Source organism: Paraburkholderia edwinii (assembly GCF_019428685.1).
GTDB classification, from domain to species: Bacteria; Pseudomonadota; Gammaproteobacteria; order Burkholderiales; family Burkholderiaceae; genus Paraburkholderia; species Paraburkholderia edwinii.
Genome location: NZ_CP080095.1, coordinates 4,577,877 through 4,597,714 on the forward strand (window position 1 = coordinate 4,577,877; position 19,838 = coordinate 4,597,714).

Below are 19,838 nucleotides of genomic sequence, written 5' to 3' on the forward strand. Positions count from 1 at the left end.
CAAGAGTGGAGGGACGACATATGGCTACCGTAAGCGGGCAGGTCTCGCACGCGCCGATGACAGCCGATGAGAAGCGGGTGATCTTCGCATCGTCGCTGGGCACGGTATTCGAGTGGTACGACTTTTATCTGGCCGGCTCGCTTGCAGCCTTCATCAGCAAGAGCTTCTTTTCCGGCGTCAATCCGACCGCGGGCTTCATCTTCACGCTGCTCGGCTTTGCCGCGGGCTTCGCGGTGCGTCCGTTCGGCGCCCTGGTGTTCGGGCGCCTCGGCGACCTCGTCGGCCGCAAGTACACGTTCCTGATCACGATCGTGATCATGGGTCTGTCGACTTGCGTGGTGGGCTTCCTGCCGGGCTATGCGTCAATCGGCATTGCGGCGCCGGTGATCTTCATCGCGATGCGGCTGCTGCAGGGTCTCGCGCTCGGCGGCGAGTACGGCGGCGCGGCGACATACGTCGCGGAGCACGCACCGGCGAATCGGCGCGGCTTCTATACGTCGTGGATCCAGACGACGGCGACGCTCGGTCTGTTCCTCTCGCTGCTGGTGATTCTCGGCGTGCGCACGTGGATGGGCGAAGAGTCGTTCGGCGCGTGGGGCTGGCGCATTCCGTTTATCGCCTCGCTGATTCTGCTGGCGATATCGGTGTGGATCCGCTTGCAGCTGAGCGAATCGCCGGCGTTCCTGCGGATCAAGGCGGAAGGCAAGACGTCGAAGGCGCCGCTCTCCGAAGCGTTCGGCCAGTGGAAGAACCTGAAGGTCGTGATCCTCGCGCTGGTCGGCTTGACGGCCGGCCAGGCGGTGGTCTGGTACACGGGCCAGTTCTACGCACTGTTCTTCCTGACGCAGACGCTGAAGGTGGATGGCACGAGCGCGAATATCCTGATCGCGCTGGCGCTGTTGATCGGCACGCCGTTCTTCGTGTTCTTCGGCTCGCTGTCGGATCGTATCGGCCGCAAGCCGATCATTCTGGCCGGTTGCCTGATTGCGGCGCTCACGTACTTCCCGCTCTTCAAAGCGCTCACGCACTATGCGAACCCGGCGCTCGAGGCGGCGACGCAGAAGTCGCCGATTGTCGTGATCGCGGACCCGAACGAGTGCTCATTCCAGTTCAACCCGGTGGGCACGTCGAAGTTCACGAGCTCGTGCGACATCGCGAAGAGCGCGCTGTCGAAGTCGGGCCTGAACTACGAGAATGTCGCGGCGCCGCCGGGAACGGTCGCGCAGATCAAGGTCGGCGACACGGTGATCAACGCGTATGACGGCAAGGCAGCAGACGCGAAGGAACTGGGCAAAGCCTTCGACGGCCAGCTGAGTTCGACGCTGAAGGCAGACGGCTATCCGCCGAAGGCCGACCCGGCGCAGATCAACTGGGTGATGACGGTGGTGATCCTGACCATCCTCGTGATCTACGTGACGATGGTGTACGGGCCAATCGCCGCGATGCTGGTGGAGATGTTCCCGACGCGGATTCGCTATACGTCGATGTCGCTGCCGTATCACATCGGCAACGGCTGGTTCGGCGGGTTCCTGCCGGCGACCGCATTCGCGATCGTGGCGGCCAAGGGGAATATCTATTCGGGGCTGTGGTATCCGATCATCATCGCGCTCGCGACGTTCGTGATCGGGCTGATTTTTGTGCGGGAGACCAAGGACTCGAATATTTACGCACAGGACTGACGAGGCGGGTATGCCGGTGCCGGCTGGTGGCGCAGGCGCTGGTGTGCCTTTCTTTGCCAGCTTTGTGGTGTGAATCGAGGGTCCGTCTGATAAGGGGTCTCGGTGGGGGTTGACGACCCCTGCCGACCTCCCTATAATCTTCCCTCTTACGGCGAATTAGCTCAGTCGGTTAGAGCGACGGAATCATAATCCGCAGGTCCGGGGTTCGAATCCCTGATTCGCCACCAGCTTTAAAGCAAAAGCCCGCAACTCTCACGAGTTGCGGGCTTTTTCGTTTGGCGCGCGATGAGTCATGCGCGAATGACGCAAGCTGCTGTACTCGTTTCGAAATCGCTTCGCAGGGATGCTGACCGTCACGCTAAAATTTCAGCCTTCGCGTTGAGCCTCGAGCTGACGATGAAGAAACCGGAGGCTGCCGATATCGCTCTATCGGACATGACTTCGGAGTTCGAGGTCGTTTTAGGGGGATAGAAAAATATGGCGCTGCCTTACTCGCCCAAGGTCGGGGAAGTCCTGGAGTGCGACTTCGGCGATTTTCCGAAAGACGAGAATGGAAAGATCGATCAGGAAAAGCTGACGCTGAATGGGCGAATGCCGCCGGAGATGGTCAAAAACCGACTTGTCGTTGTCCTGAACTCCAAATTCAATGGCGCGTGCGTCGTCGTTCCGATTTCTTCCCTGAAAGACCAGGACAAGATCGCGCGAAAATGGCATGTCCACATCGATCCCAAATTGATCGATGGGCGACCGCATTTCACCCCGAAGGACAGTTGGGCAAAAGCAGAGCATGTTCAGCATGTCAGCAAGAACCGGCTGTCCAAAATTCAAGGTGGGAAATCGCAGTATTTGCCGAGAGAAGTGGTGACGCTGATCCAAACGGCCGTGATACGCGCGATTGGCGCGCAATCCCTCTTGCCAAAGCCTGAGCCAATATCAGCGGCGACCACGCCCATCACGGATACCGCTGCCGAGTCGCCTGTGGCAGAGGTCGACGTAGCTTGACAAGTGGGAGGGGCGACCGCATACTTTCGCTGATGCCCTTTGAGGCCTGTATTACGGTGTCTCCCGCAGAGGACTGCAAAAGCCCGGTCGAAAGACCGGGCTTTTGTCATTTCAGTGTCCCGATTCACTCGACGTCGAAGCGCTTCGGCAACTCCCCTAACTGCCGGAACACTGCCAGCCAGTCCTCGAGATGCCACGTCTGCGCAATCCGCCCGTCACGCATCCTGTGAAACGAATGGATCGCGAAATGGATGTGTTTCGAGGTCGCTTCAATACCGAGCAGCTTCCCGGTTTGCGTGCCCGTTACCTCGGCGCGGACACCGACGCGGTCGTCATGAATAAGAAGGTCGAGAATGCGAATCTTCATGTCCGGCAGCGCGGTGACGATGTTCTCGAAAACCTTGCTCATCTTCTCCGGGCCTGGGACGGCATGAGGAGGCTCGGGGATGTATTCCCAATCGCTCGTCACGACCTCGCGCAGCAGCGAGATGTCCTTCGTGGAAAACGCCAGATAGAACCGCTCGATCGTATCTCGCACCGCCTGTTCGCTGGATGAAGTCATGTCGCCGCTCCTGAGCCATTCAACAACGCGGAGTACCGGTCGATGATGCCGCCGTCGCCGGCTCGTTGCTTCAGTCTGACTCGTAGCATAGCTTGCGCTCTCTCCGATTGCAGTGAAGAAACGTGACTGGCGAACAAGGCCTCGACGAAATAGGCGTCATCTCATCGCGGGCTCAGTTTCACATCGGATGGCGCTTACCCCGATGTGCCGGCAACGTTGTCGATCAGGAGAAGCAGGTCGTCTTCATCGGGCCGCGTACCCCATTTGCTGTGCCCCGAAACCGACGCGATAGCGATCCATGAATGAGGCGGAAACCACTCCAGTCGGAGCGTGTCGCCACTCACAACACGCAGACGACCGGTGTCACATAAAAACTCCGCGCTGACGGTTTCGCCGTCGACGGTCTTGCTTGCGGTGACTGACATCCACTCAGGCATTGTGTCCTCCACGGCGAATTTCATCAGGGCCTCTGTGCCCGGTCTCAATTTGACCGGTTGCAGTACAGAGGAGATGAGGCGCATTCTAGGAGCGGGAGAACAATGCAGGTGCGACTTAACGTTCGGTTCTGTAACTGCGCGTAACGTGGTCTGACGCACGAGGCTGGCGCGGCCTGTTGATCGAGGGACTCCGTCATGGAACGCATCGACTTCTTTACAGCGCTTCGACAATTGTCTGCTGCGGCGGAGATTCTAGCCAAGGCCGGTCCCGACGACATGCGCGCGGACGGCGTTCGACTGCTCGCGTTTTTTCGTATGTTCGACGGGTCTGGCAATCGGGTTGAGCCGGTCGGTGTAGCGTTCGATGACGCGCTCTTCGTGCAGACGGCGCAGGCTGCACTTGCGTTGGTTGGTCGGAACGAGTTTGCGGCGGCGCGTGCACTGCTTGAGCAGGCGCAGTCGCTTTTAGATGAATTGAACGCTTAGCGCCTCTATCAACAACCGTCCAACGCGACCGACTCAAGCGCCCTCTACAGCGAGCTACTAGCCGTAACGACGCTTCATCCAATAACGCTGCCAGAGCTTGAGAAGCATCACATAGACGGCAATGGCCACGACCAAATCAATTACGATCATTGCCACGATGTAGAACATCTCGTAATCATCCACGCCAAAACTCTGGGATATCACGATTAGATAGTGCTGCTGTTGCCGCGTCATGGGCATCGGGTAAGTATGGACATATCGGCCCGCCAGCAAGAACAAAGCACAAAACAGAAGTATCTTGAACGCTCTACGGACAAGTGTCGCCATCTGCAATTACCTCAATCCAACCATATGCACGTATTCCCGAGTCACCGGCGAGAACAGTCGAAGTCTGCAGCAACGCTTGTCGAAGCCTGCGAAAGTCAGCAAGGCTTTGCAGCGTGATGCACCCGTATGAATGTCCGCCCCCTCCAACGGGATGCAATCGGAAATTGCCGCGCTTCACGCCATTGACCCACGTCCAGTCGTCGATCGAAGCGTCATCACGATACAGAGCGAACCATTCCGAATGATTCGATGGCGCACCCATCACCGTGTTCCACGTGTCTCTGGTCCATGCTTCCACGCGGGATCCGATGCCCCCGCTGGGGCGATCAACAATCCAGTACTTGCCGGCCGGCAAAGGCCCCTTGCCTGCGACGGCCGTACAACCACCCCGGTTACGGTAGATGTCATCACCCGAGAAAGCCATGAATGTACCCACGCCAAACATCGTCACAGGCGAAAGCGGCTCGTTATTAACGATGAATTTTCCTTGTAAGGCCATACGATGCTCTTAACTATGACCGCTCGGTCCAATCGTCGGTGAACTTGATGTTTCCGTCCGTGTAATGCCAGGTAATGCGGCTGTACATCATGGAGATCGTTTCCATGTGATTGAGCTGCGACGTCGCGGACAGCCTCGTATTCGACATACCGGGATTAACTCCGGCGACCTTCACGTCCTCCATCAACATGATGAAATACACTTCCTCCCGACCGGCATCGTTGATTCGATACCATTTCAACTCCGCGGATTGAAGCGTTTGACCGGTGGCAACGGCTCGATACAGATATGGGCTCGCGGAATCGAATTCCTTTTCGATTGACATGGGTGAGTGCGAACGAGGGCCGGTGATTTTCCCGACGTTGCTATCGACTGGCAGATTCAAGCCGTGCCCAAAGCCAATTACCTCAATGCTCCCCTCTCGGCCTTGCACCGTTGAAGATCCTTTAATGTCTGCGCCGCCATCGTCTTTCAGCCACATGTGAGCAGGAATCGGCATTCTGTTTCTGGTCCTCGATTTATTGATGATCACGGGTTCCCGTGCAAGACCACAACGCTATCGCAGCCCAAATCCACACACGTCAAGATTCGTAAAGATGGATCTCGCAATACTCCCCGTTCACCGGCCGTGTGTCGCCTCACCAAAAATCAACTTTGCTGATCCACCAAGCGAGCGCGAACGCCAGAAGAGGAACACGAGCACCCCCACCACCATCTGCGCCGCCACCACAAACGCCACACACCCCGCCCACCCCCAAGCCTTCCACGCAGTCACCGGCAGCATCGCCCCCAGACTCCCGCCGAAATAGTAGAACGACAGATAAATGCCAATCGCCGTCGACCTCGCCGCCCCCGACATCTGCGAAATAAACGAATTGGCCGACGCCTGTTCGACGAACACCGCAGTCGACCCAAGCGCGAGCCCAAGCAGAATCACACTGACGCTATCGGAGAGCGTCAGCAGCGCACCCAACAACGCAAGCACAACCGCTGCAAGCGCAGTCGTTCGCGGCCCGCGATATCGCGCGACTCGTCCCGCAAGCGGCGTCACCACAACCGCAACGAGAAACACCGCGTAGATCGCGCCGATCTGGACGGTATTGAAGTTAAACGGAGCTTCAACAAGCCGCAGCCCGATAAACGTGAACGTCGCGACTTGCGAGGCGAGTACGCATGCGCCAACGAGAAACGAAGCCAGCAAAGGACCACTCTTTAACAGCGTCCATTTCGAAGTCTCCTTTGCATCGTCGTTATTGAATCGCGCCGCATTGGCACGAGAAGCGGGCAAACACGTGTAGATCACCACGCCAGTCGCAACACAGAGCCACGCAATCACATCCAATGCATGACGCCAATCAGCAAACGACGTCAGCGAGTTCGTGACGAATCGCCCAGCAAATCCACCAAGCGTCGTACCCGCGACGAAGAGCGCATTGACCTCCATCGCCTCGTCACGACCAAACAGCTCGCCGGTATACGCAACTGAAATCGCAAAGACAAACGGCATCAACACACCTGCCGCAAAACGCGCGGCAAGAAACGACGAAAAGCTCGTCGCATGCGCGGACCAGATCACAGGCAACGCAGCCGCCACCGCGGCAAACGAGATCACCTTCCGCCTCTCGAACCGCGCAGACAGCCGACCGACGAATGGAGCGATAATCGCGACAGCAAGCGTGGTCACGCTAACGCCTTGCCCGGCGCGTTCCGCACTCACATTGAACGTGACAGCGAGCTCACGCAAAATGCCCTGCGTCGCATAGAGATTGAGAAACGCAGCAAGCCCGCAAAGAAAAAACGCGATCCGAACCGTTCGATTGCCCACTGATATTTTCCCGTTTGACTTATGGACAGTCTGATCGCCCCACTTCGCGCACGCCAATACCGTTTCTGTCGTCATTGATACCGGATCGATAAATATGCTCGATTTGCGCCGCCTGCGTTACTTCGTGACCATCGCCGAGGAATTGCACTTTGGCCGCGCAGCGACGCGCCTGCGTATCGCGCAGCCTCCGTTGACGCGCCATATCACAGCGCTCGAAACCGAACTCGGCATACGCCTCTTCGAACGATCGACTCGAGCGGTCCGACTAACACCCGAAGGCACGTTGTTTCTCGAGCAGGCGCGCGCCGTCCTTCGGGCGGTCGATGAAGCGGAAGAAACCGCACGCAAAATGGCACAAGGCGTCACTGGACGCCTCGTAATCGGATACTCAAGCTCGATTCCGATGTCCGATGTTTTCTCGGACGTCGTGCGCAACGTGAGCCGCAATTTGCCGGAGGTGGAGTTGCTGTTTCGGGAAGTGTCGTCGGCGAGTCAGGTTCAGCAGATTGCCGATGGAACGCTTGATGTTGGATTCGGGTGGTCAGCCGAAAAGGCCGCCAAGGAAGGCATTCAGTCGTTGATCGTTTCCCGGGATCCGCTCGTTGTCGCGGCGCCTTCGACCAGTGCGTACGCGGGCAAAACAGTTATCGATTTTGCCGAACTCGCCGAAGAAACTTTCCTGAACTATCCGCCCGGTTACGGTGCTGCATTAAATACGGCGTTGGATGAACTGTGCTCGCGGGCTGGCTTTACTCCGCGCATGGGTCCAACCGCTTCGCAGATGACGACGCTGATATCGCTAGTGGCTGCGGAACGCGGTGTCGCGGTCGTGCCGAGTTTTACTTCTGCGTTGCAACGATCTGGCGTCGCGTATGTGTCATTGGCTGAACCCTATGTGTTCGAACAGACCATCATCTGGAGTGAACCGTTTTCGTCGACATGCGTTGAGCGATTCATCGAGCTGGTGAAGTCACTCCCGCTGCACCAGGACCCATTGAGCCGGCGCCACTTCATGTGACACCGGACCGCACTGCATGGCGTAGCTTGCTGGTAAGCGGTCACTTGCCGCCCGACCAATTCGCACGCCTCCGCACCATCGCCCTCTCCACTTCCGCCCATACCTCGGCACACCGGATGCGATGGTAGAGAACACCCGCTTCATAAGAAATCCGACCTGCCCACGAACGCTCTCTCTTCGCCAAATTTGCGCTTATTTCAGTCACCACCCAGTCGGGTTCGAACCCAGCCCAAACCGGTGGCACGGGCGTCATCAGGTTAGGCCCACACACGGGAGCCACCTCGCGAAAGAAAATCTGCTTTAAGTCGCTCCACGAGTATTGGTCAATCATCGCGACCTCGCGATCGTAGTCGATTTCATTGTCAACGAAGAATTCGGACATCACTATCCAGATGGACTTCCGCTCTTCCAGACTCACCGGATTCCCCATTCCTGAAATTCCCTCACCTCGTCCAGATATCTATCGTATGCGACGTCGGCAACTGTCGCACCTGCCGTTGACCCGATGATAAGAACCGCAACCGCACAAAACGGTGCACCGGGGCCGCAGATAGTAGATATGGTTAAGCCCGCCAGGAAGGCGCCGATCATTCCTCCTTCGATAATGGTTCCCTGTCTCGCGGTTTCCGTCAGCTTGTCATCTGCGGTCAGAATCGAGTATCCCGCGAGAGCCGCCGATACAAGAATTCCGACCTTCCCGGCCGTGCGTAGCCTTGCGGTCTTCGCAGTTACTACGACGTCGTTCCGCCCAGCGGCCTCAATGGCGGAGTAATAAGCCTGATCTTTCTCAGCCTCCGTGAGGTATCGAAAAGGCTTGGAAAATAGCCGATTCGAATAGCGGTCAAGGATCGTATCCAGAGTGTATCCGTGTGCTTTTTTTGCTTGCGCAGCAGCCAGCCCTTGAGGTGAAGTGACCCGACGCGTTTCTTCCATAATCTGATTGCGCATCGAATTGCAGAACGCTGCTCCCTCGGAAGCAGACATCCGCACCGCGTCAACTTCCTCTTGAACCATCCTGCTTATCCTTCGAATACCTTCTGCGTAGCGGGCTCGAACGGTTGCATCGCTAATCGCGCTGGTCGAAAAATATATCCCGGCAGCTTCAAGCGACTCACGAGCCGATTTTAGAAACGCTCGATCAAGTGAATGTTCCTGCCGCGTCTCATATGGACCATGAAGTACTGTTGAGTTTCCTTGAGCATTTGTCATTTCGTTATCCCATGGCCGCGGAGAGAAGTCGGTCGGTTACAGAATTGCATCCCTGTTTGCTGTCAAGCAGTAGTTCAAGCTTGATACAAGGACTACCAGTGGTGCGAGCAATCCGCACACTGTTTCGGGAATCTAACGTCCCGTACTCCGTCGAACCGTCCGCAAAGTGGGCGATGCATTGCAAGCCCTCATTGCAACCGCCACCTTTCAACGTGAACGCGATCCACTGCTCAGGAGTGTTACCAGCTGATACTGGAGTCTCTCGCGTTTGTTGGAGCGCGCCTCCATCAGTCTCCAGAAATATCCCTGGATTGCGCCCAACGAGTACCCGGTTCCTGCCGCAGGGACACAGTACCTTGTCGCCGTCAACAACCACGTTCCTGCTCTTTTGCGATATTCCTTTACCAGTGCCATATATCTTGTACGTGCCCTTGCAGTTGCCACAGGTTGCCTCGTCGTTAGTCAGTGCGACCCGTTTCCGGTCGTCGTAAATTCCCGACGCAAAGGCGATGACAATTCCACCGGTTGTCGTTGGGTCGCCGTGTCGGACCGCAGCCTTACGCATCGTAACGTCCTCTGTCTGGCGTAGCGGCAACCGGGACATACTCATACGTCGCGTCGAACAGACCGGGAATTTCCTCGCCGACGCGCACGGTGATGCAACACCCGTTCTGTAATGTCTGCGTGATCTTGTCGCCGTTACTGAGACTCGAGCCTACTAGCGCAATCGGCTTGTCATCCGAGATCGCGGCAGAGCCCGCGCCGTCCACGATGCTCGCCTCGCTGCCATCCTCGTAGGTGACGATATCGCCGACGCGCGCGAATGCGAGCCCGTCACACTCGATGTGCGTCGTCGCCTTTGTCACCCGCCCGCCAAGCTCTGTGCGTGCGCCAATAGTCGCGAAGAAATAGGTCGCTTCTTTCTCTTGCTGATCCGGCATGATCTTCTTTCCTTATCATCGATGTCAGTGACTACCGCCTCGAGGTTGCGGTATGCGATGTGCGGCGATCCTCACCCGCGCCTCTTTAATACCGGACGACTTGATCGGAGACAATCGACCGAGATAAGAAATGACAATATTTGACGAAACGTATGCGGCAAGACCCGTCTACGGCGGCACGCCTTAAGAACTTCCTAAGAAGTTCAAATAAGTCTTCGGAGGAAGACCAATATCGCCAAACTCACAATGCTGCCGCATGCCCGCTTCCGCGACGTTTAGCTTCCGTGCTTTTCCAGATCACGCACTCCTATCCGCTTGATCTGCATCAACCCCCCACCCGCCCGATCCTCATACACTCAAACAGAGGCTGGCACCCCTACCGCCCGCCGCTCGAAACGGAGCGACTGCGATGAGCTACAAATCTCTTCTCGTCCATCTCGACAACAGCGAGCACACTCCGCAGCGGCTCGATGCCGCGCTCCATCTCGCGCGACGCTTCCACGCGCATCTGACCGGCCTCTACGCGACGTTCGAACCCGATTCCCGCGCGTTTTACGTCATGGCCGGCACAGCCAGTTATTACGCGGCCCACCAGAGGCGGCGCGAGCAGCAACTCGGCGCGATCGAGCGGCTGTTTCACGCCGAAGCATTGCGCGCCAATCTCGATGCACGATTCGTCTGCATAAATGGCCCCGCGAATTCAGGCGTGCCGCCGCACGCGCGTTACGCAGACCTCATCGTCATGGGTCAGACGGATCCGCAGGATCCCGAATCCTTCATCGACGAAAACTTCGTCGAAACCATCGTGATGTCTGCCGGGCGGCCCGTGCTGCTACTCCCGTACGCAAGCGGCGCCTCGCAGAAATTCGGCGAACGCATTCTCGTCGCGTGGGACGGCAGCCGCGAAGCCGCGCGCGCCGCCTACGACGCAGTCCCTTTTCTCTCGCACGCGAAAAAATGCACGGTCGTCACCGTGCGCGGCACCGAAGGCGAGCCGCCCGGCGAACGATTCGCCGGCGCTGACATTGCATTGACGCTCGCGCGCCACGACGCGGCGGTCGACGTGCTCGACGTCGACGCAAGCAAGGACACGCCGATCGGCGACGTGCTGCTGTCGACCGCATACGATCAGGGCTGCGACATGATCGTGATGGGCGCATACGGGCACTCACGATGGCGCGAACTTGTCATGGGTGGCGCAACGCGAACCATCCTGCAATCGATGACCATGCCCGTGCTGATGTCGCGCTAGACGCCGTCCTTCCAGGGAGCCACACTCATGTACAAAAGCATCCTCGTCGCACTCGACGGCAGCGACACCTCGCATCAGGTACTCGAAGCCGCGCTGCGTCTCGCGCGCGAAAATCACGCGTTGCTGCATCCGGTCTACGTCGTCGATATGCCCACCATCGCGTTCGGCACGCCCGGCTTCAATCCCGTGCCGATACGCGAGGCGATGCGCACCGAAGGCGAACTCGTGATCGCCGACGCGCGCGACCGCATGGCGAAACTGCGCATCAACGGCAGTCCGCGCGTCGTCGACACCAGTTCGCTCAGCGAAGACATCGCGCAGCGTCTCCAGTTATCGGCGATCGCATGCGATGCCGATCTCATCGTAATGGGAACGCATGGCCGGCGCGGCTTCCGGCGGTTCGTGCTCGGCAGCGTCGCGGAACGTGTCGTACGTGGCGCGCCGTGCGCGGTGCTGCTGATTCCATCAAGCGCGCAGCAGCCCGCCGCCGACCAGACCGCGGCCGCATCACACTCCGCGCAAAAGGAGCTCCCATGAGCTACAAGACCTTGCTGGTCCATATCGACGACAGCCGTCACAGCGCAGTACGGGTTGCCGTGGCGCTCGATCTCGCGCAGCGCTTCGACGCGCATCTGATCGGCCTTTACATCGTCAGTCAGGACCTGTTCCAGCCGCTCTTCAAACTCGACGACAGCCTGAATCTGTCCGCGCTCGAACGGCAGCACGTGGAACGCCAATCCAGCGCGCAAGCCGCCTTTCTCGACGCCGCGCAGCGTGCCGCCCGCAACGTCGAATGGCGCGCGCCGCCGGGTCCCGCCATCGAAACGGCGACGCTGCACGCGCGGCATGCGGACCTGCTGATCCTTGGCCAGCGCGATCCGGAAGACCCGGCGTCCTATGTCGCGCGACACTTTATCGAAGACCTGATGATGGAAAGCGGACGCCCCGCGCTCGTGCTGCCGTATGCGGGCAAGGTCACGGCGACGGTCGGCGACAACGTCGTGATCGCGTGGGACGGCAGCCGTGAAGCGGCGCGCGCGCTGTCCGATTCGCTCCCGCTGATCAAACGCGCGCGTTTCGTGACGATCGCGTCGGTCGGACCGCACGGAAACGACAACGCACCGCGCGAGGAACCACCCGCCGCCATCGACGTCTCCGCCTTCCTCGAACGCCACGGCATCCGCGCCTCGTTCTCGTCGACGCCGCCGGTCGCCGGCGTCAGCACCGGCGCGACGCTGCTGAACCGCATCGCCGACCTGCACGCGGACCTGCTCGTGATGGGCGCATTCGGTCATCCGCGCGCGCAGGAGCGCGTGCTCGGCGGCGTGACGCGCACGATGCTCGAATCGATGACCGTGCCGGTGCTGATGTCGCATTGAAGTCGAACCACTGAGGCCGAACGATCGAATAACGGCGCACCGTGCGCACTTTGCGAAAACCGCGAAGCGCGTATGCGCCGTCGCGATCCACCGCGCCGCTCCCGCGCGGTACCCCGCAGTAGCCCGCAATACCCGATTTCCGCTCCCTATTCCTGATCGCACGCACATCCGACCGCAGAGCGGTTAACATCAATGCTGCCCCGTGCAACAGGAAAATAGCCTCTCATGATCCGGGTATTGATCGCCGACGACCACGCAGTGGTGCGCGACGGCCTGCGCCATATCCTGCAGGGCGCGGCCGGCTTCGACGTAGCCGGCGAGGCCTGCGACGCCGCCACGACCGTCGCGCTGACGCGCTCGACGCCCGCCCAGGTGCTCGTGCTCGATCTCTCGATGCCAGGCCGCAACGGCATCGAACTGATCCGACAAATCAAGGACGAAAAGCCCGAACTGCGCGTGCTGGTGCTGACCATGCACGCCGAACAGCAATACGCGGTGCGCGCGTTCAAAGCAGGCGCGTCCGGCTATCTGACGAAAGAAAGCGCGAGCGCCGAACTGGTCGGCGCGGTCACGAAAATCGCCGCGGGCGGCGTCTATGTGAGTCTCGCGATGGCCGAGCGCTTTGCGCAGAGCCTGAACGAACCCACCGATGCGCTGCCGCACCAGCGGCTCTCCGACCGCGAATTCGATGTGTTTCGCCGCATCGCGGCCGGCCAGACGATCACCGAAATCGCGCAGGAACTGTGCGTCAGTTCCAAAACCGTCAGCACATACAAAACGCGCATCCTCGAAAAAATGCAGATGCCGCACGAAGCGGCCCTGGTGCGCTATGCGATGCGGCATCAACTGTTCGACGATCTCGACGAGGTCTAAGCCGAACACGGCACAAAGTTGTAGGAATTGCCCTACACACATTCCCCACGCCCTACACGAACTCCAACCATCGCCGATTTAATTTTGAGATAACGGCGTCGATACTGGCCGTCATGGATACCGGTCAGCCGCTCAACGCTCTGCGCGTCTTTCTCGTCGAAGATGCCGCGTCGGTGCGCCGCAAGATCGCGCTCCTGCTCGGCGCAATCGCGGACGTGCTGGTCGTCGGTGAAGCGGAAGACGGCGAAACGGCGCTGGCGGCGATTCGCCAACACAGCGCTGATGTCGCCGTCATCGATCTGCGCCTGGCCGCCGGCAGCGGCATCGATCTGATCGCCACGCTCACGCAGACGATGCCGCGCGTCATCACGATCGCGCTGACCAACCATTCCGGACCCGCTTTCCGCGCGGCATGCAAGACGGCCGGCGCGCATTACTTCTTCGACAAGACCGCCGAGTTCGACGCCGCCTGCCGCACGATCGAAGCCCTCGCATCGACGCGTTCGACGCGCGTCGCCGACCGATAAGGAGCCGCGCATGTCACCCGAAACCGTTCAGGGCGCCGCGTCGCCCGTGTTACGCGCCGCGGCCGCAGCCACTGCAGCCGCGCCGAAAGCGGTGCACGTCATTCATGTGAAACCTGCTCAGGAACGTCCTCCGGAACGTCCTCAGGAACGCGCTCAAAAGCGCCCCGCCATTGCCCGCTGCTCGGGCTGCTCGATGCGCGGCGTCTGCATGCCGGCCGATCTGACCGCGTCCCAGCTCGCGCAGCTCGATTCGATCATCTGCGCGACGCGGCCCGTGCAGCGCGGCGATGCACTGTATCGCACGAACGACGAATTCGAGAGCATCTACGCCGTGCGCCTCGGCTCGTTCAAAACGGTGGTGATGCATCGCGACGGCCGCGAACAGGTCACCGGATTTCAGATTGCCGGCGAAGCGCTGGGCCTCGACGGCATCTGCACGGACCGCCACAACGGCGACGCGATCGCGCTCGAGGACAGCGTGGTCTGCGTGATTCCGTTTGCGCAGCTCGAGGCCGTGTGCCGCGAAATCCGGTCGATGCAACACCACGTGCATCAGATCATGAGCGGCGAGATCGTGCGCGAATCGTCGCTGATGCTGCTGCTCGGCACGATGACCGCCGAACAGCGTGTCGCCGCGTTTCTGCTCAATCTGTCGAAGCGCTTCAAGGCGCTCGGCTACTCGGCGGCGGAGTTCAATTTGCGTATGACGCGCGAGGAAATCGGCTGCTATCTCGGCATGAAACTCGAAACGGTGAGCCGCATGTTCTCGCGGTTCCAGCGCGAACGGCTCATCGATACGCGCGGCAAGCAGATTCGCATCGTCGATCCGGAACGGCTCGCGAAAGTCTGATGTCCGGCTGGCGTCGACGTCAGCATCTGCGGCAGAGCTCAGCACCCGTCGCCGAAGTCACCGCCGCGCGCACGCGGCAATCGTCCGCAACTCGCACTCGGCCACATCGAAGGCGCGCCGTACCGCCTCCTGCACATTCGCGTGCGAACAGCGCGCCACGGGCCGGTACCGGTCGGCGCGCGACAGCAGCAGCAAGTCGAGACGCGCGTCGTACATCGTCTGCGGACCCATCATGCCCATCGCTTCGATCGCAAGGCGAACCGCCGACAGAATCGCGCTGTAGCGTTCGAGCCGCACGAGCTGCGCGCCCGCCTCGCCTTCGAGCGTACGCGAGCCGGCAAAGCCGAGGTAGACGATTTGCATGCCGACGCCCATACGCACCTCTACAACGCCGGAATGATGACCGGAAAGGCCAGATGGCTCTCGACGTCCCTGACCCCCGGCACGGCTTCGACCGCGATGCAGATCGCCCGTCCCTCCTGCTCCGATTCGATCACGCCCCACAGATGCACGACGCCATCCTTCACGAACACGCTACCCTTCGGCAACGCCCAGCGATAACCGGCGAGCGCGTCGACGACCGCATCGCGCAGCGCCGCGTCGTCATAAGCGCCGACGTCCGCCTCGGCCTGCGTGAATGTCGCGAGCGCGCGAATCAGGTTCGAGCGGCTCACGATGCCGACCAGCCTGCCGTCCTGCAGCACCGGCACGCGCTTGATCCGGTGCCGCTCGAGGGTGTCCGCGATGTCCCTGAGCGTCGTGCTTTCGTCGATCGTGATCACGTTTTCGCTCATCACGTCGCGCACCTTGTGCCCATGCTCTTTTACATAGCGTGCGGCCAGTTCGCGTGTGCCGGCCATAAAATCGAGCCACCACGAGCGTCGCAGCGCATCCGTGCCGGTTTCGACGCGATGCAGCAGATCGCCCTCGCTGATAATGCCGACGATATTGCCGGCCGCGTCGATCACCGGCATGCCGCTGATGCGGTGATCCGCGAGCAGTCTCGCCGCTTCGTGAATCGCGGTGTCGGGCGTGGTGGTCACGACGGGCGTCGTCATGATGTCGAGTGCGCGCATGGCGGTTTCTCCGTTTGATCGCCACAGGCCCTCATGGGTCGCACCTGTAGCGCGGGTCGGGCGGTCGCACCGGCGCATCGCGCGCCGCGTGCCGAGGCATTCGGTGGTGCTCGTGCTGCGAGCCTTGTCTTTTATCTTCCGCTCTTGCGCAGGCAGCAGCTTGATATGGGTCAACCGGTGGCACCGTCGCCCACCGCATTCGCGGGCACTGCGATCGAATGCCGCAGCGCGCGCCGTATCGAGTCGCATAATACGAATGTCTGATCGGCGACCGGACGCGAACCGGTCGCCGCATGCATCACGAACCCCGTTGCGGACCCACTCGCGGAGGACCCAGCCGATGGCTTCATCGAACGAGCGCATGCCCGGCGCACAATCGCCGCCGTCGCCCGAAATCGCCATCGAAGACCGGCATCGCCTGCTGATCGATGCGGTCCGCGATTACGCGATCTTCATGCTGGACCCGAGCGGCCGCATCACGAGCTGGAATCCGGGCGCGCAGCGCATCAAAGGCTATACCCCCGACGAAATCATCGGACGGCATTTCTCGACGTTCTACACGCCCGACGACATCGCCGCGAACAAGCCGGCGCGCGAACTCGAACTGGCGAGCACCGCGGGGCGCGTCGAAGACGAAGGGTGGCGCGTGCGCCGCGACGGATCGCGCTTCTGGGCCAATGTCGTGATTTCCGCGGTGCGCGACGAATCGGGCACACTGCTCGGCTTCGCGAAAGTGACGCGCGACATGACCGAACGCACGCGGCTCGCGGCGCTCGAACGCGCCAGCGAAGTGTCGACGCAAATGCAGGTGGCGCGCGAAAACGAGCAGAAGCGTATCGCCCGCGAATTGCACGACGACCTCGGGCAGCAGCTGACCGCACTGAAAATGAGCGTCGCGCTACTCGAGGGCCGGCTCAGATCGCACGACGCGCCGGCCGCGCGTATCGAAGAAACGCATGAATTGAAGGCGCAAATCGATGCAATGGCCGCGTCGCTACGGCGTATTGCCTCCGATCTTCGTCCGCCGATGCTCGACGATCTCGGGCTGTCCGCTGCGCTTGAATGGCTCGCGGAAGACTTCACACGACGCTACGGCGTTCATGCGACCGCGCAGGTCACGCCGAACGCCGACGACATCAACGAATTCGCGGCCACGACGATCTTCCGCATCGTTCAGGAAGCGCTCACGAATGTCGCGCGGCATGCTCAGGCGCGCAACGTGTCAATCGATGTGACGCGCACTGAAGGCGGTTGCACGGTCAGCATCGTCGACGACGGCATCGGCGTGCCGGCCGACGCCGTGCCGAAGCCGCGATCGTTCGGCTTGCTTGGCATGCGTGAACGCGTGCGGCAACTCGAAGGCAGCATCGCGTTCCAGAGTACGCACGGTGCGGGCTTCCGGATTGCCATCGTCTTCCCCGAGCGCTCGTTGACGCGTGGGCCGGACGAATCGCCCGCCTCTTCCGGCTGACGACACCGGCAACACGCGCGCCGCACTGCGCGCTGCTTCTTCTACCTCGTCATTGTCGCCGCACGGGCGACGAAGCGTCTCCAACGGACGCGTTTATCCCGCGCCTCCTCGTGCGGATACTGCTGGTACGCGCAACGTGCCGGCCGACGGCTGCTGTGCGTTCCGACACACACGCTTATTGCCGCAAGCCGACTCATCATGCTGTCACGCGACGCTCTCCGCTCCGGCGCCTATCTCGATAGCTTCAGCGACCTTCCCGTGGAAACGCTATGGACGGCGCCACGCATCGAAGCATCGCTCGCGCAAACGCTCGCGCAGCGACCGCATGGCGATAGCGGTCCAATCTGGATTTTTGCGTACGGTTCGCTGATGTGGAATCCGCTGATCCACTTCGACGCCCACGCGACGGCGACGTTGCACGACTGGCACCGCAGCTTCTGCCTGAGAGTCGTCGCCGGCCGCGGCAGCCCCGATGCGCCCGGCCGCATGCTTGCGCTCGAACCGGGCGGCAGCGCAGCGGGCATTGCACTGAAGCTCGCGCCGGCATCGATGAACGAAGAGCTGCGGCTCGTCTGGATTCGTGAAATGGTGGCGGGTTCCTATCTGCCGACATGGGCGCCGATCACCTTCGCAGACGGCACGCATACGCATGCGATCGCCTTCGTCGCCGACCGCAATCAATCGCAATACGAAGCGGATGCGTCGGTACGCACCGTGGCTCCGCTGATTGCGATCGCCCGCGGTCGCCACGGGACGAATCGCGAGTATGTCGTCAGGCTTGAAGCGGCGCTCGACGAAGCCCGCTTGACGGACCTGTACATCGAGCAGTTGGCCGGCGAAATCCGGCGTCTGGCATCCGCGCACAAATGACGCGCCACGCCGCGATCGCGCTCCGAGGCAAGCCCCTCGCTCCGCCCCGTTGAACTGTATCCGGCCAGGATACAAAGCGTCGCCGATCGCCGTCTTTATCGCCATCAGGGCGTCAACCATACTGCTGCCAACGCTTGAGACCGTTGCCGAAGCACCGAACAACGGCCTACCCGCGGCGGCTGGCTGAGCTCGCTCATCAACCACGCGCAACGAAACAGTTCTGTTTATTAAGGATCACTAGCCATGATGAAGAATGCGAAAAACCGGAAGCGGCTATCGATTGCAATCGGTGCGCTGTTTATCGCCGGCACGACCGCAGGCATCGGTCTGATGCTGCACGAACGCGACGTCGGCCCCGTGACCCGCGCGCATGCGGCCGACGCGCCGGCGCCCGCCGCCGAAGTGGATGTCGCCAGCGTGCTCAATCAATCGGTGACCGACTGGCAAAGTTATTCGGGCCGCCTCGAAGCGATCGACCATATCGACGTGCGTCCGCTTGTGCCCGGCACGATCGTCGCCGTGCATTTCAAGGACGGCGCGCTCGTGAAGAAAGGCGATGCGCTCTTCACGATCGACCCGCGCCCGTATCAGGCGGAAGTCGACCGTGCGGCCGCGCAGCTCGCCGCCGCAAAAGCGCGCGCGATCTACACCACGGCCGACGCCGCCCGCGCCGAACGCCTGCTTACCGACAACGCGATCGCCAAACGCGACTACGACGAAAAGCAGAACGCATCGCGCGAAGCCAACGCCGGTGTCAAGGCCGCGCAGGCCGCGCTCGAAGCCGCACAGGTAAACCTCGGCTACACGACGATCACCGCGCCGATTTCAGGCCGCGTATCGCGCGCGGAACTGACGCTCGGCAATGTGGTGTCGGTCGGCGCGAACGCGCCGGTGCTCACCACGCTCGTTTCCGTGTCGCCGATCTATGCATCGTTCGACGTCGACGAGCAAACGTATCTGCAATACCTCGGTCGCGACCGCAACGCAAAGGTGCCCGTCTCGCTCGGACTGGCCGATGAAAGCGGCTACTCGCGCGACGGCACGATTACGTCGGTCGACAACCGGCTCGATATGACGTCCGGCACGATTCGCGTGCGTGCGAGCTTCGACAACGCGGACGGCGCGCTCGTGCCCGGTCTCTATGCACGCGTGAAGGTGGGCGGCGGCGCCGCGCATCCGGCGATTCTCGTCGACGACGCGGCGATCGGCACGGACCAGGCGAAGAAATACGTGCTCGTCGTCGATGCGTCGAACACGGTGCGATACCGCGAAGTCGAGCTCGGCGCGCTGCACGACAAGCTGCGCGTCGTCACCTCGGGTCTCAACGCGGGCGACCGGATCGTCGTGAACGGCATTCAGCGCGCCCGTCCCGGCGACAGCGTCACCCCGCACGCGGTCTCGATGACAGGCGCGGCGAAGTCCACCGCTTCATTGCCCGCTTCATTGCCCGCTTCATTGCCCGCTTCACCGCCTGCTTCACCGTCCGCTTCATCGTCCGATTCACCGTCCTCCTCAAAGTCCGCTTCATGACGCGTCCACTTCGACAGGATTCGGG

The 19,838-nt window shown here is 60.9% G+C and carries 25 protein-coding genes and 1 tRNA gene; 14 read left to right on the top strand and 12 right to left on the bottom strand.

All coding sequences use genetic code 11. The features are described 5' to 3' along the window. Positions 1-20: 20 nt before the first annotated feature. The 3 genes from KZJ38_RS20320 to KZJ38_RS20330 all read left to right on the top strand — a co-directional run bounded on the left by KZJ38_RS20320 (position 21) and on the right by KZJ38_RS20330 (position 2,681). Entirely contained in the window at positions 21-1,679 is a 1,659-nt protein-coding gene (locus tag KZJ38_RS20320) for an MFS transporter (protein ID WP_219797941.1), read from the top strand. Between the two features lie 150 nt (positions 1,680-1,829). Further along, positions 1,830-1,906: transfer RNA gene (locus tag KZJ38_RS20325), tRNA-Met, on the top strand. Positions 1,907-2,156: 250 nt separating this feature from the next. Beyond that, on the top strand, positions 2,157-2,681 hold the full coding sequence (locus KZJ38_RS20330) for a type II toxin-antitoxin system PemK/MazF family toxin (RefSeq protein ID WP_219797942.1): 525 nt from the start codon (positions 2,157-2,159) through the stop codon (positions 2,679-2,681). Positions 2,682-2,805: 124 nt separating this feature from the next. On the opposite strand, the gene KZJ38_RS20335 is transcribed toward KZJ38_RS20330, so the two are convergent. After that, positions 2,806-3,243: an ester cyclase gene (locus KZJ38_RS20335; RefSeq protein WP_219797943.1), complete on the bottom strand. Its 438-nt coding sequence runs from the start codon at positions 3,241-3,243 to the stop codon at positions 2,806-2,808. A 194-nt stretch (positions 3,244-3,437) separates the two neighbouring features. Further along, positions 3,438-3,704: a hypothetical protein gene (locus tag KZJ38_RS20340; RefSeq protein WP_246641568.1), complete on the bottom strand. Its 267-nt coding sequence runs from the start codon at positions 3,702-3,704 to the stop codon at positions 3,438-3,440. 171 nt (positions 3,705-3,875) lie between these two features. Between KZJ38_RS20340 and KZJ38_RS20345 the strand changes: the two genes are divergently transcribed. Continuing rightward, entirely contained in the window at positions 3,876-4,166 is a 291-nt protein-coding gene (locus KZJ38_RS20345; RefSeq protein ID WP_246641569.1) for a hypothetical protein, read from the top strand. Positions 4,167-4,223: 57 nt separating this feature from the next. On the opposite strand, the gene KZJ38_RS20350 is transcribed toward KZJ38_RS20345, so the two are convergent. From KZJ38_RS20350 to KZJ38_RS20365, 4 genes are all read right to left on the bottom strand, one after another. After that, entirely contained in the window at positions 4,224-4,493 is a 270-nt protein-coding gene (locus KZJ38_RS20350; protein ID WP_219797944.1) for a hypothetical protein, read from the bottom strand. Next, on the bottom strand, positions 4,474-4,992 hold the full coding sequence (locus KZJ38_RS20355) for a DUF2778 domain-containing protein (RefSeq protein WP_219797945.1): 519 nt from the start codon (positions 4,990-4,992) through the stop codon (positions 4,474-4,476). The genes KZJ38_RS20350 and KZJ38_RS20355 overlap by 20 nt, the downstream gene beginning before the upstream one ends. Positions 4,993-5,005: 13 nt before the next feature. Next, positions 5,006-5,491: an Hcp family type VI secretion system effector gene (locus KZJ38_RS20360; RefSeq protein WP_219797946.1), complete on the bottom strand. Its 486-nt coding sequence runs from the start codon at positions 5,489-5,491 to the stop codon at positions 5,006-5,008. Between the two features lie 120 nt (positions 5,492-5,611). Beyond that, on the bottom strand, positions 5,612-6,817 hold the full coding sequence (locus KZJ38_RS20365; RefSeq protein ID WP_219797947.1) for an MFS transporter: 1,206 nt from the start codon (positions 6,815-6,817) through the stop codon (positions 5,612-5,614). 94 nt (positions 6,818-6,911) lie between these two features. Here KZJ38_RS20365 and KZJ38_RS20370 point away from each other — a divergent pair, with 94 nt between their 5' ends. Then, on the top strand, positions 6,912-7,835 hold the full coding sequence (locus KZJ38_RS20370) for a LysR substrate-binding domain-containing protein (protein WP_219797948.1): 924 nt from the start codon (positions 6,912-6,914) through the stop codon (positions 7,833-7,835). Positions 7,836-7,875: 40 nt separating this feature from the next. Here KZJ38_RS20370 and KZJ38_RS20375 read toward each other — a convergent pair whose 3' ends face one another. From KZJ38_RS20375 to KZJ38_RS20385, 4 genes are read right to left on the bottom strand one after another with little or no spacing between them, the layout of a single operon-like run. Next, positions 7,876-8,217, bottom strand: a complete 342-nt coding sequence (locus KZJ38_RS20375) for a DUF7079 family protein (RefSeq protein WP_219797949.1) — start codon at positions 8,215-8,217, stop codon at positions 7,876-7,878. Between the two features lie 32 nt (positions 8,218-8,249). After that, complete coding sequence (locus KZJ38_RS20380; protein WP_219797950.1) at positions 8,250-9,044, bottom strand: hypothetical protein; 795 nt, start codon at positions 9,042-9,044, stop codon at positions 8,250-8,252. A gap of 4 nt (positions 9,045-9,048) precedes the next feature. Next, the gene (locus KZJ38_RS37040) at positions 9,049-9,654 is read right to left on the bottom strand and encodes a PAAR domain-containing protein (RefSeq protein ID WP_343223839.1); all 606 of its coding nucleotides are present in this window, start codon (positions 9,652-9,654) and stop codon (positions 9,049-9,051) included. Continuing rightward, positions 9,602-9,985 (bottom strand): PAAR domain-containing protein, encoded by a 384-nt coding sequence (locus KZJ38_RS20385; protein ID WP_219797951.1) that lies wholly within the window; start codon positions 9,983-9,985, stop codon positions 9,602-9,604. The genes KZJ38_RS37040 and KZJ38_RS20385 overlap by 53 nt, the downstream gene beginning before the upstream one ends. Positions 9,986-10,394: 409 nt before the next feature. On the opposite strand from KZJ38_RS20385, the gene KZJ38_RS20390 reads away from it, so the two are divergent. The 6 genes from KZJ38_RS20390 to fnr all read left to right on the top strand — a co-directional run bounded on the left by KZJ38_RS20390 (position 10,395) and on the right by fnr (position 14,866). Further along, positions 10,395-11,237: a universal stress protein gene (locus KZJ38_RS20390; RefSeq protein ID WP_219797952.1), complete on the top strand. Its 843-nt coding sequence runs from the start codon at positions 10,395-10,397 to the stop codon at positions 11,235-11,237. A gap of 27 nt (positions 11,238-11,264) precedes the next feature. Further along, positions 11,265-11,774 carry a universal stress protein gene (locus KZJ38_RS20395; protein WP_219797953.1) on the top strand — a complete coding sequence of 170 codons (510 nt, stop codon included), beginning with the start codon at positions 11,265-11,267 and terminating at the stop codon, positions 11,772-11,774. Next, positions 11,771-12,616, top strand: coding sequence for a universal stress protein (locus tag KZJ38_RS20400; protein WP_219797954.1), 846 nt, complete (start codon positions 11,771-11,773; stop codon positions 12,614-12,616). Before KZJ38_RS20395 ends, KZJ38_RS20400 begins: the two co-directional genes overlap by 4 nt. 225 nt (positions 12,617-12,841) lie before the next feature. Then, positions 12,842-13,489, top strand: coding sequence for a response regulator (locus KZJ38_RS20405; RefSeq protein ID WP_219797955.1), 648 nt, complete (start codon positions 12,842-12,844; stop codon positions 13,487-13,489). A gap of 113 nt (positions 13,490-13,602) precedes the next feature. Beyond that, positions 13,603-14,016, top strand: coding sequence for a response regulator (locus tag KZJ38_RS20410; protein WP_219797956.1), 414 nt, complete (start codon positions 13,603-13,605; stop codon positions 14,014-14,016). Positions 14,017-14,026: 10 nt separating this feature from the next. Beyond that, positions 14,027-14,866 (top strand): fumarate/nitrate reduction transcriptional regulator Fnr, encoded by an 840-nt coding sequence (gene fnr / locus KZJ38_RS20415; RefSeq protein ID WP_219797957.1) that lies wholly within the window; start codon positions 14,027-14,029, stop codon positions 14,864-14,866. A gap of 57 nt (positions 14,867-14,923) precedes the next feature. Here fnr and KZJ38_RS20420 read toward each other — a convergent pair whose 3' ends face one another. Together KZJ38_RS20420 and KZJ38_RS20425 are read right to left on the bottom strand one after the other, a co-directional pair. After that, positions 14,924-15,229, bottom strand: coding sequence for a hypothetical protein (locus KZJ38_RS20420; RefSeq protein ID WP_343223840.1), 306 nt, complete (start codon positions 15,227-15,229; stop codon positions 14,924-14,926). A gap of 20 nt (positions 15,230-15,249) precedes the next feature. Beyond that, complete coding sequence (locus tag KZJ38_RS20425; RefSeq protein WP_219797959.1) at positions 15,250-15,942, bottom strand: CBS domain-containing protein; 693 nt, start codon at positions 15,940-15,942, stop codon at positions 15,250-15,252. 340 nt (positions 15,943-16,282) lie between these two features. Between KZJ38_RS20425 and KZJ38_RS20430 the strand changes: the two genes are divergently transcribed. From KZJ38_RS20430 to KZJ38_RS20440, 3 genes are all read left to right on the top strand, one after another. Continuing rightward, positions 16,283-17,413 carry a PAS domain-containing sensor histidine kinase gene (locus tag KZJ38_RS20430; protein ID WP_219797960.1) on the top strand — a complete coding sequence of 377 codons (1,131 nt, stop codon included), beginning with the start codon at positions 16,283-16,285 and terminating at the stop codon, positions 17,411-17,413. Positions 17,414-17,611: 198 nt separating this feature from the next. Further along, positions 17,612-18,283, top strand: coding sequence for a gamma-glutamylcyclotransferase (locus tag KZJ38_RS20435; RefSeq protein ID WP_219797961.1), 672 nt, complete (start codon positions 17,612-17,614; stop codon positions 18,281-18,283). 246 nt (positions 18,284-18,529) lie between these two features. After that, complete coding sequence (locus KZJ38_RS20440) at positions 18,530-19,813, top strand: efflux RND transporter periplasmic adaptor subunit (protein ID WP_219800510.1); 1,284 nt, start codon at positions 18,530-18,532, stop codon at positions 19,811-19,813. The last annotated feature ends 25 nt before the right edge of the window (positions 19,814-19,838 follow it).

What these genes read in the sequence shown, in the direction of transcription:
- KZJ38_RS20335 (WP_219797943.1), bottom strand. Translation starts at nt 3,243, where the DNA reads ATGACTTCATCCAGCGAACAGGCGGTGCGAGATACGATCGAGCGGTTC.
- KZJ38_RS20320 (WP_219797941.1), top strand. Translation starts at nt 21, where the DNA reads ATGGCTACCGTAAGCGGGCAGGTCTCGCACGCGCCGATGACAGCCGAT.
- KZJ38_RS20370 (WP_219797948.1), top strand. Translation starts at nt 6,912, where the DNA reads ATGCTCGATTTGCGCCGCCTGCGTTACTTCGTGACCATCGCCGAGGAA.
- KZJ38_RS20350 (WP_219797944.1), bottom strand. Translation starts at nt 4,493, where the DNA reads ATGGCGACACTTGTCCGTAGAGCGTTCAAGATACTTCTGTTTTGTGCT.
- KZJ38_RS20375 (WP_219797949.1), bottom strand. Translation starts at nt 8,217, where the DNA reads ATGTCCGAATTCTTCGTTGACAATGAAATCGACTACGATCGCGAGGTC.
- KZJ38_RS37040 (WP_343223839.1), bottom strand. Translation starts at nt 9,654, where the DNA reads ATGAGTATGTCCCGGTTGCCGCTACGCCAGACAGAGGACGTTACGATG.
- KZJ38_RS20400 (WP_219797954.1), top strand. Translation starts at nt 11,771, where the DNA reads ATGAGCTACAAGACCTTGCTGGTCCATATCGACGACAGCCGTCACAGC.
- KZJ38_RS20410 (WP_219797956.1), top strand. Translation starts at nt 13,603, where the DNA reads ATGGATACCGGTCAGCCGCTCAACGCTCTGCGCGTCTTTCTCGTCGAA.
- KZJ38_RS20380 (WP_219797950.1), bottom strand. Translation starts at nt 9,044, where the DNA reads ATGACAAATGCTCAAGGAAACTCAACAGTACTTCATGGTCCATATGAG.
- KZJ38_RS20390 (WP_219797952.1), top strand. Translation starts at nt 10,395, where the DNA reads ATGAGCTACAAATCTCTTCTCGTCCATCTCGACAACAGCGAGCACACT.
- KZJ38_RS20345 (WP_246641569.1), top strand. Translation starts at nt 3,876, where the DNA reads ATGGAACGCATCGACTTCTTTACAGCGCTTCGACAATTGTCTGCTGCG.
- fnr (WP_219797957.1), top strand. Translation starts at nt 14,027, where the DNA reads ATGTCACCCGAAACCGTTCAGGGCGCCGCGTCGCCCGTGTTACGCGCC.
- KZJ38_RS20430 (WP_219797960.1), top strand. Translation starts at nt 16,283, where the DNA reads ATGGCTTCATCGAACGAGCGCATGCCCGGCGCACAATCGCCGCCGTCG.
- KZJ38_RS20405 (WP_219797955.1), top strand. Translation starts at nt 12,842, where the DNA reads ATGATCCGGGTATTGATCGCCGACGACCACGCAGTGGTGCGCGACGGC.
- KZJ38_RS20440 (WP_219800510.1), top strand. Translation starts at nt 18,530, where the DNA reads ATGAAGAATGCGAAAAACCGGAAGCGGCTATCGATTGCAATCGGTGCG.
- KZJ38_RS20330 (WP_219797942.1), top strand. Translation starts at nt 2,157, where the DNA reads ATGGCGCTGCCTTACTCGCCCAAGGTCGGGGAAGTCCTGGAGTGCGAC.
- KZJ38_RS20420 (WP_343223840.1), bottom strand. Translation starts at nt 15,229, where the DNA reads ATGCAAATCGTCTACCTCGGCTTTGCCGGCTCGCGTACGCTCGAAGGC.
- KZJ38_RS20385 (WP_219797951.1), bottom strand. Translation starts at nt 9,985, where the DNA reads ATGCCGGATCAGCAAGAGAAAGAAGCGACCTATTTCTTCGCGACTATT.
- KZJ38_RS20355 (WP_219797945.1), bottom strand. Translation starts at nt 4,992, where the DNA reads ATGGCCTTACAAGGAAAATTCATCGTTAATAACGAGCCGCTTTCGCCT.
- KZJ38_RS20425 (WP_219797959.1), bottom strand. Translation starts at nt 15,942, where the DNA reads ATGCGCGCACTCGACATCATGACGACGCCCGTCGTGACCACCACGCCC.
- KZJ38_RS20395 (WP_219797953.1), top strand. Translation starts at nt 11,265, where the DNA reads ATGTACAAAAGCATCCTCGTCGCACTCGACGGCAGCGACACCTCGCAT.
- KZJ38_RS20360 (WP_219797946.1), bottom strand. Translation starts at nt 5,491, where the DNA reads ATGCCGATTCCTGCTCACATGTGGCTGAAAGACGATGGCGGCGCAGAC.
- KZJ38_RS20435 (WP_219797961.1), top strand. Translation starts at nt 17,612, where the DNA reads ATGCTGTCACGCGACGCTCTCCGCTCCGGCGCCTATCTCGATAGCTTC.
- KZJ38_RS20340 (WP_246641568.1), bottom strand. Translation starts at nt 3,704, where the DNA reads ATGAAATTCGCCGTGGAGGACACAATGCCTGAGTGGATGTCAGTCACC.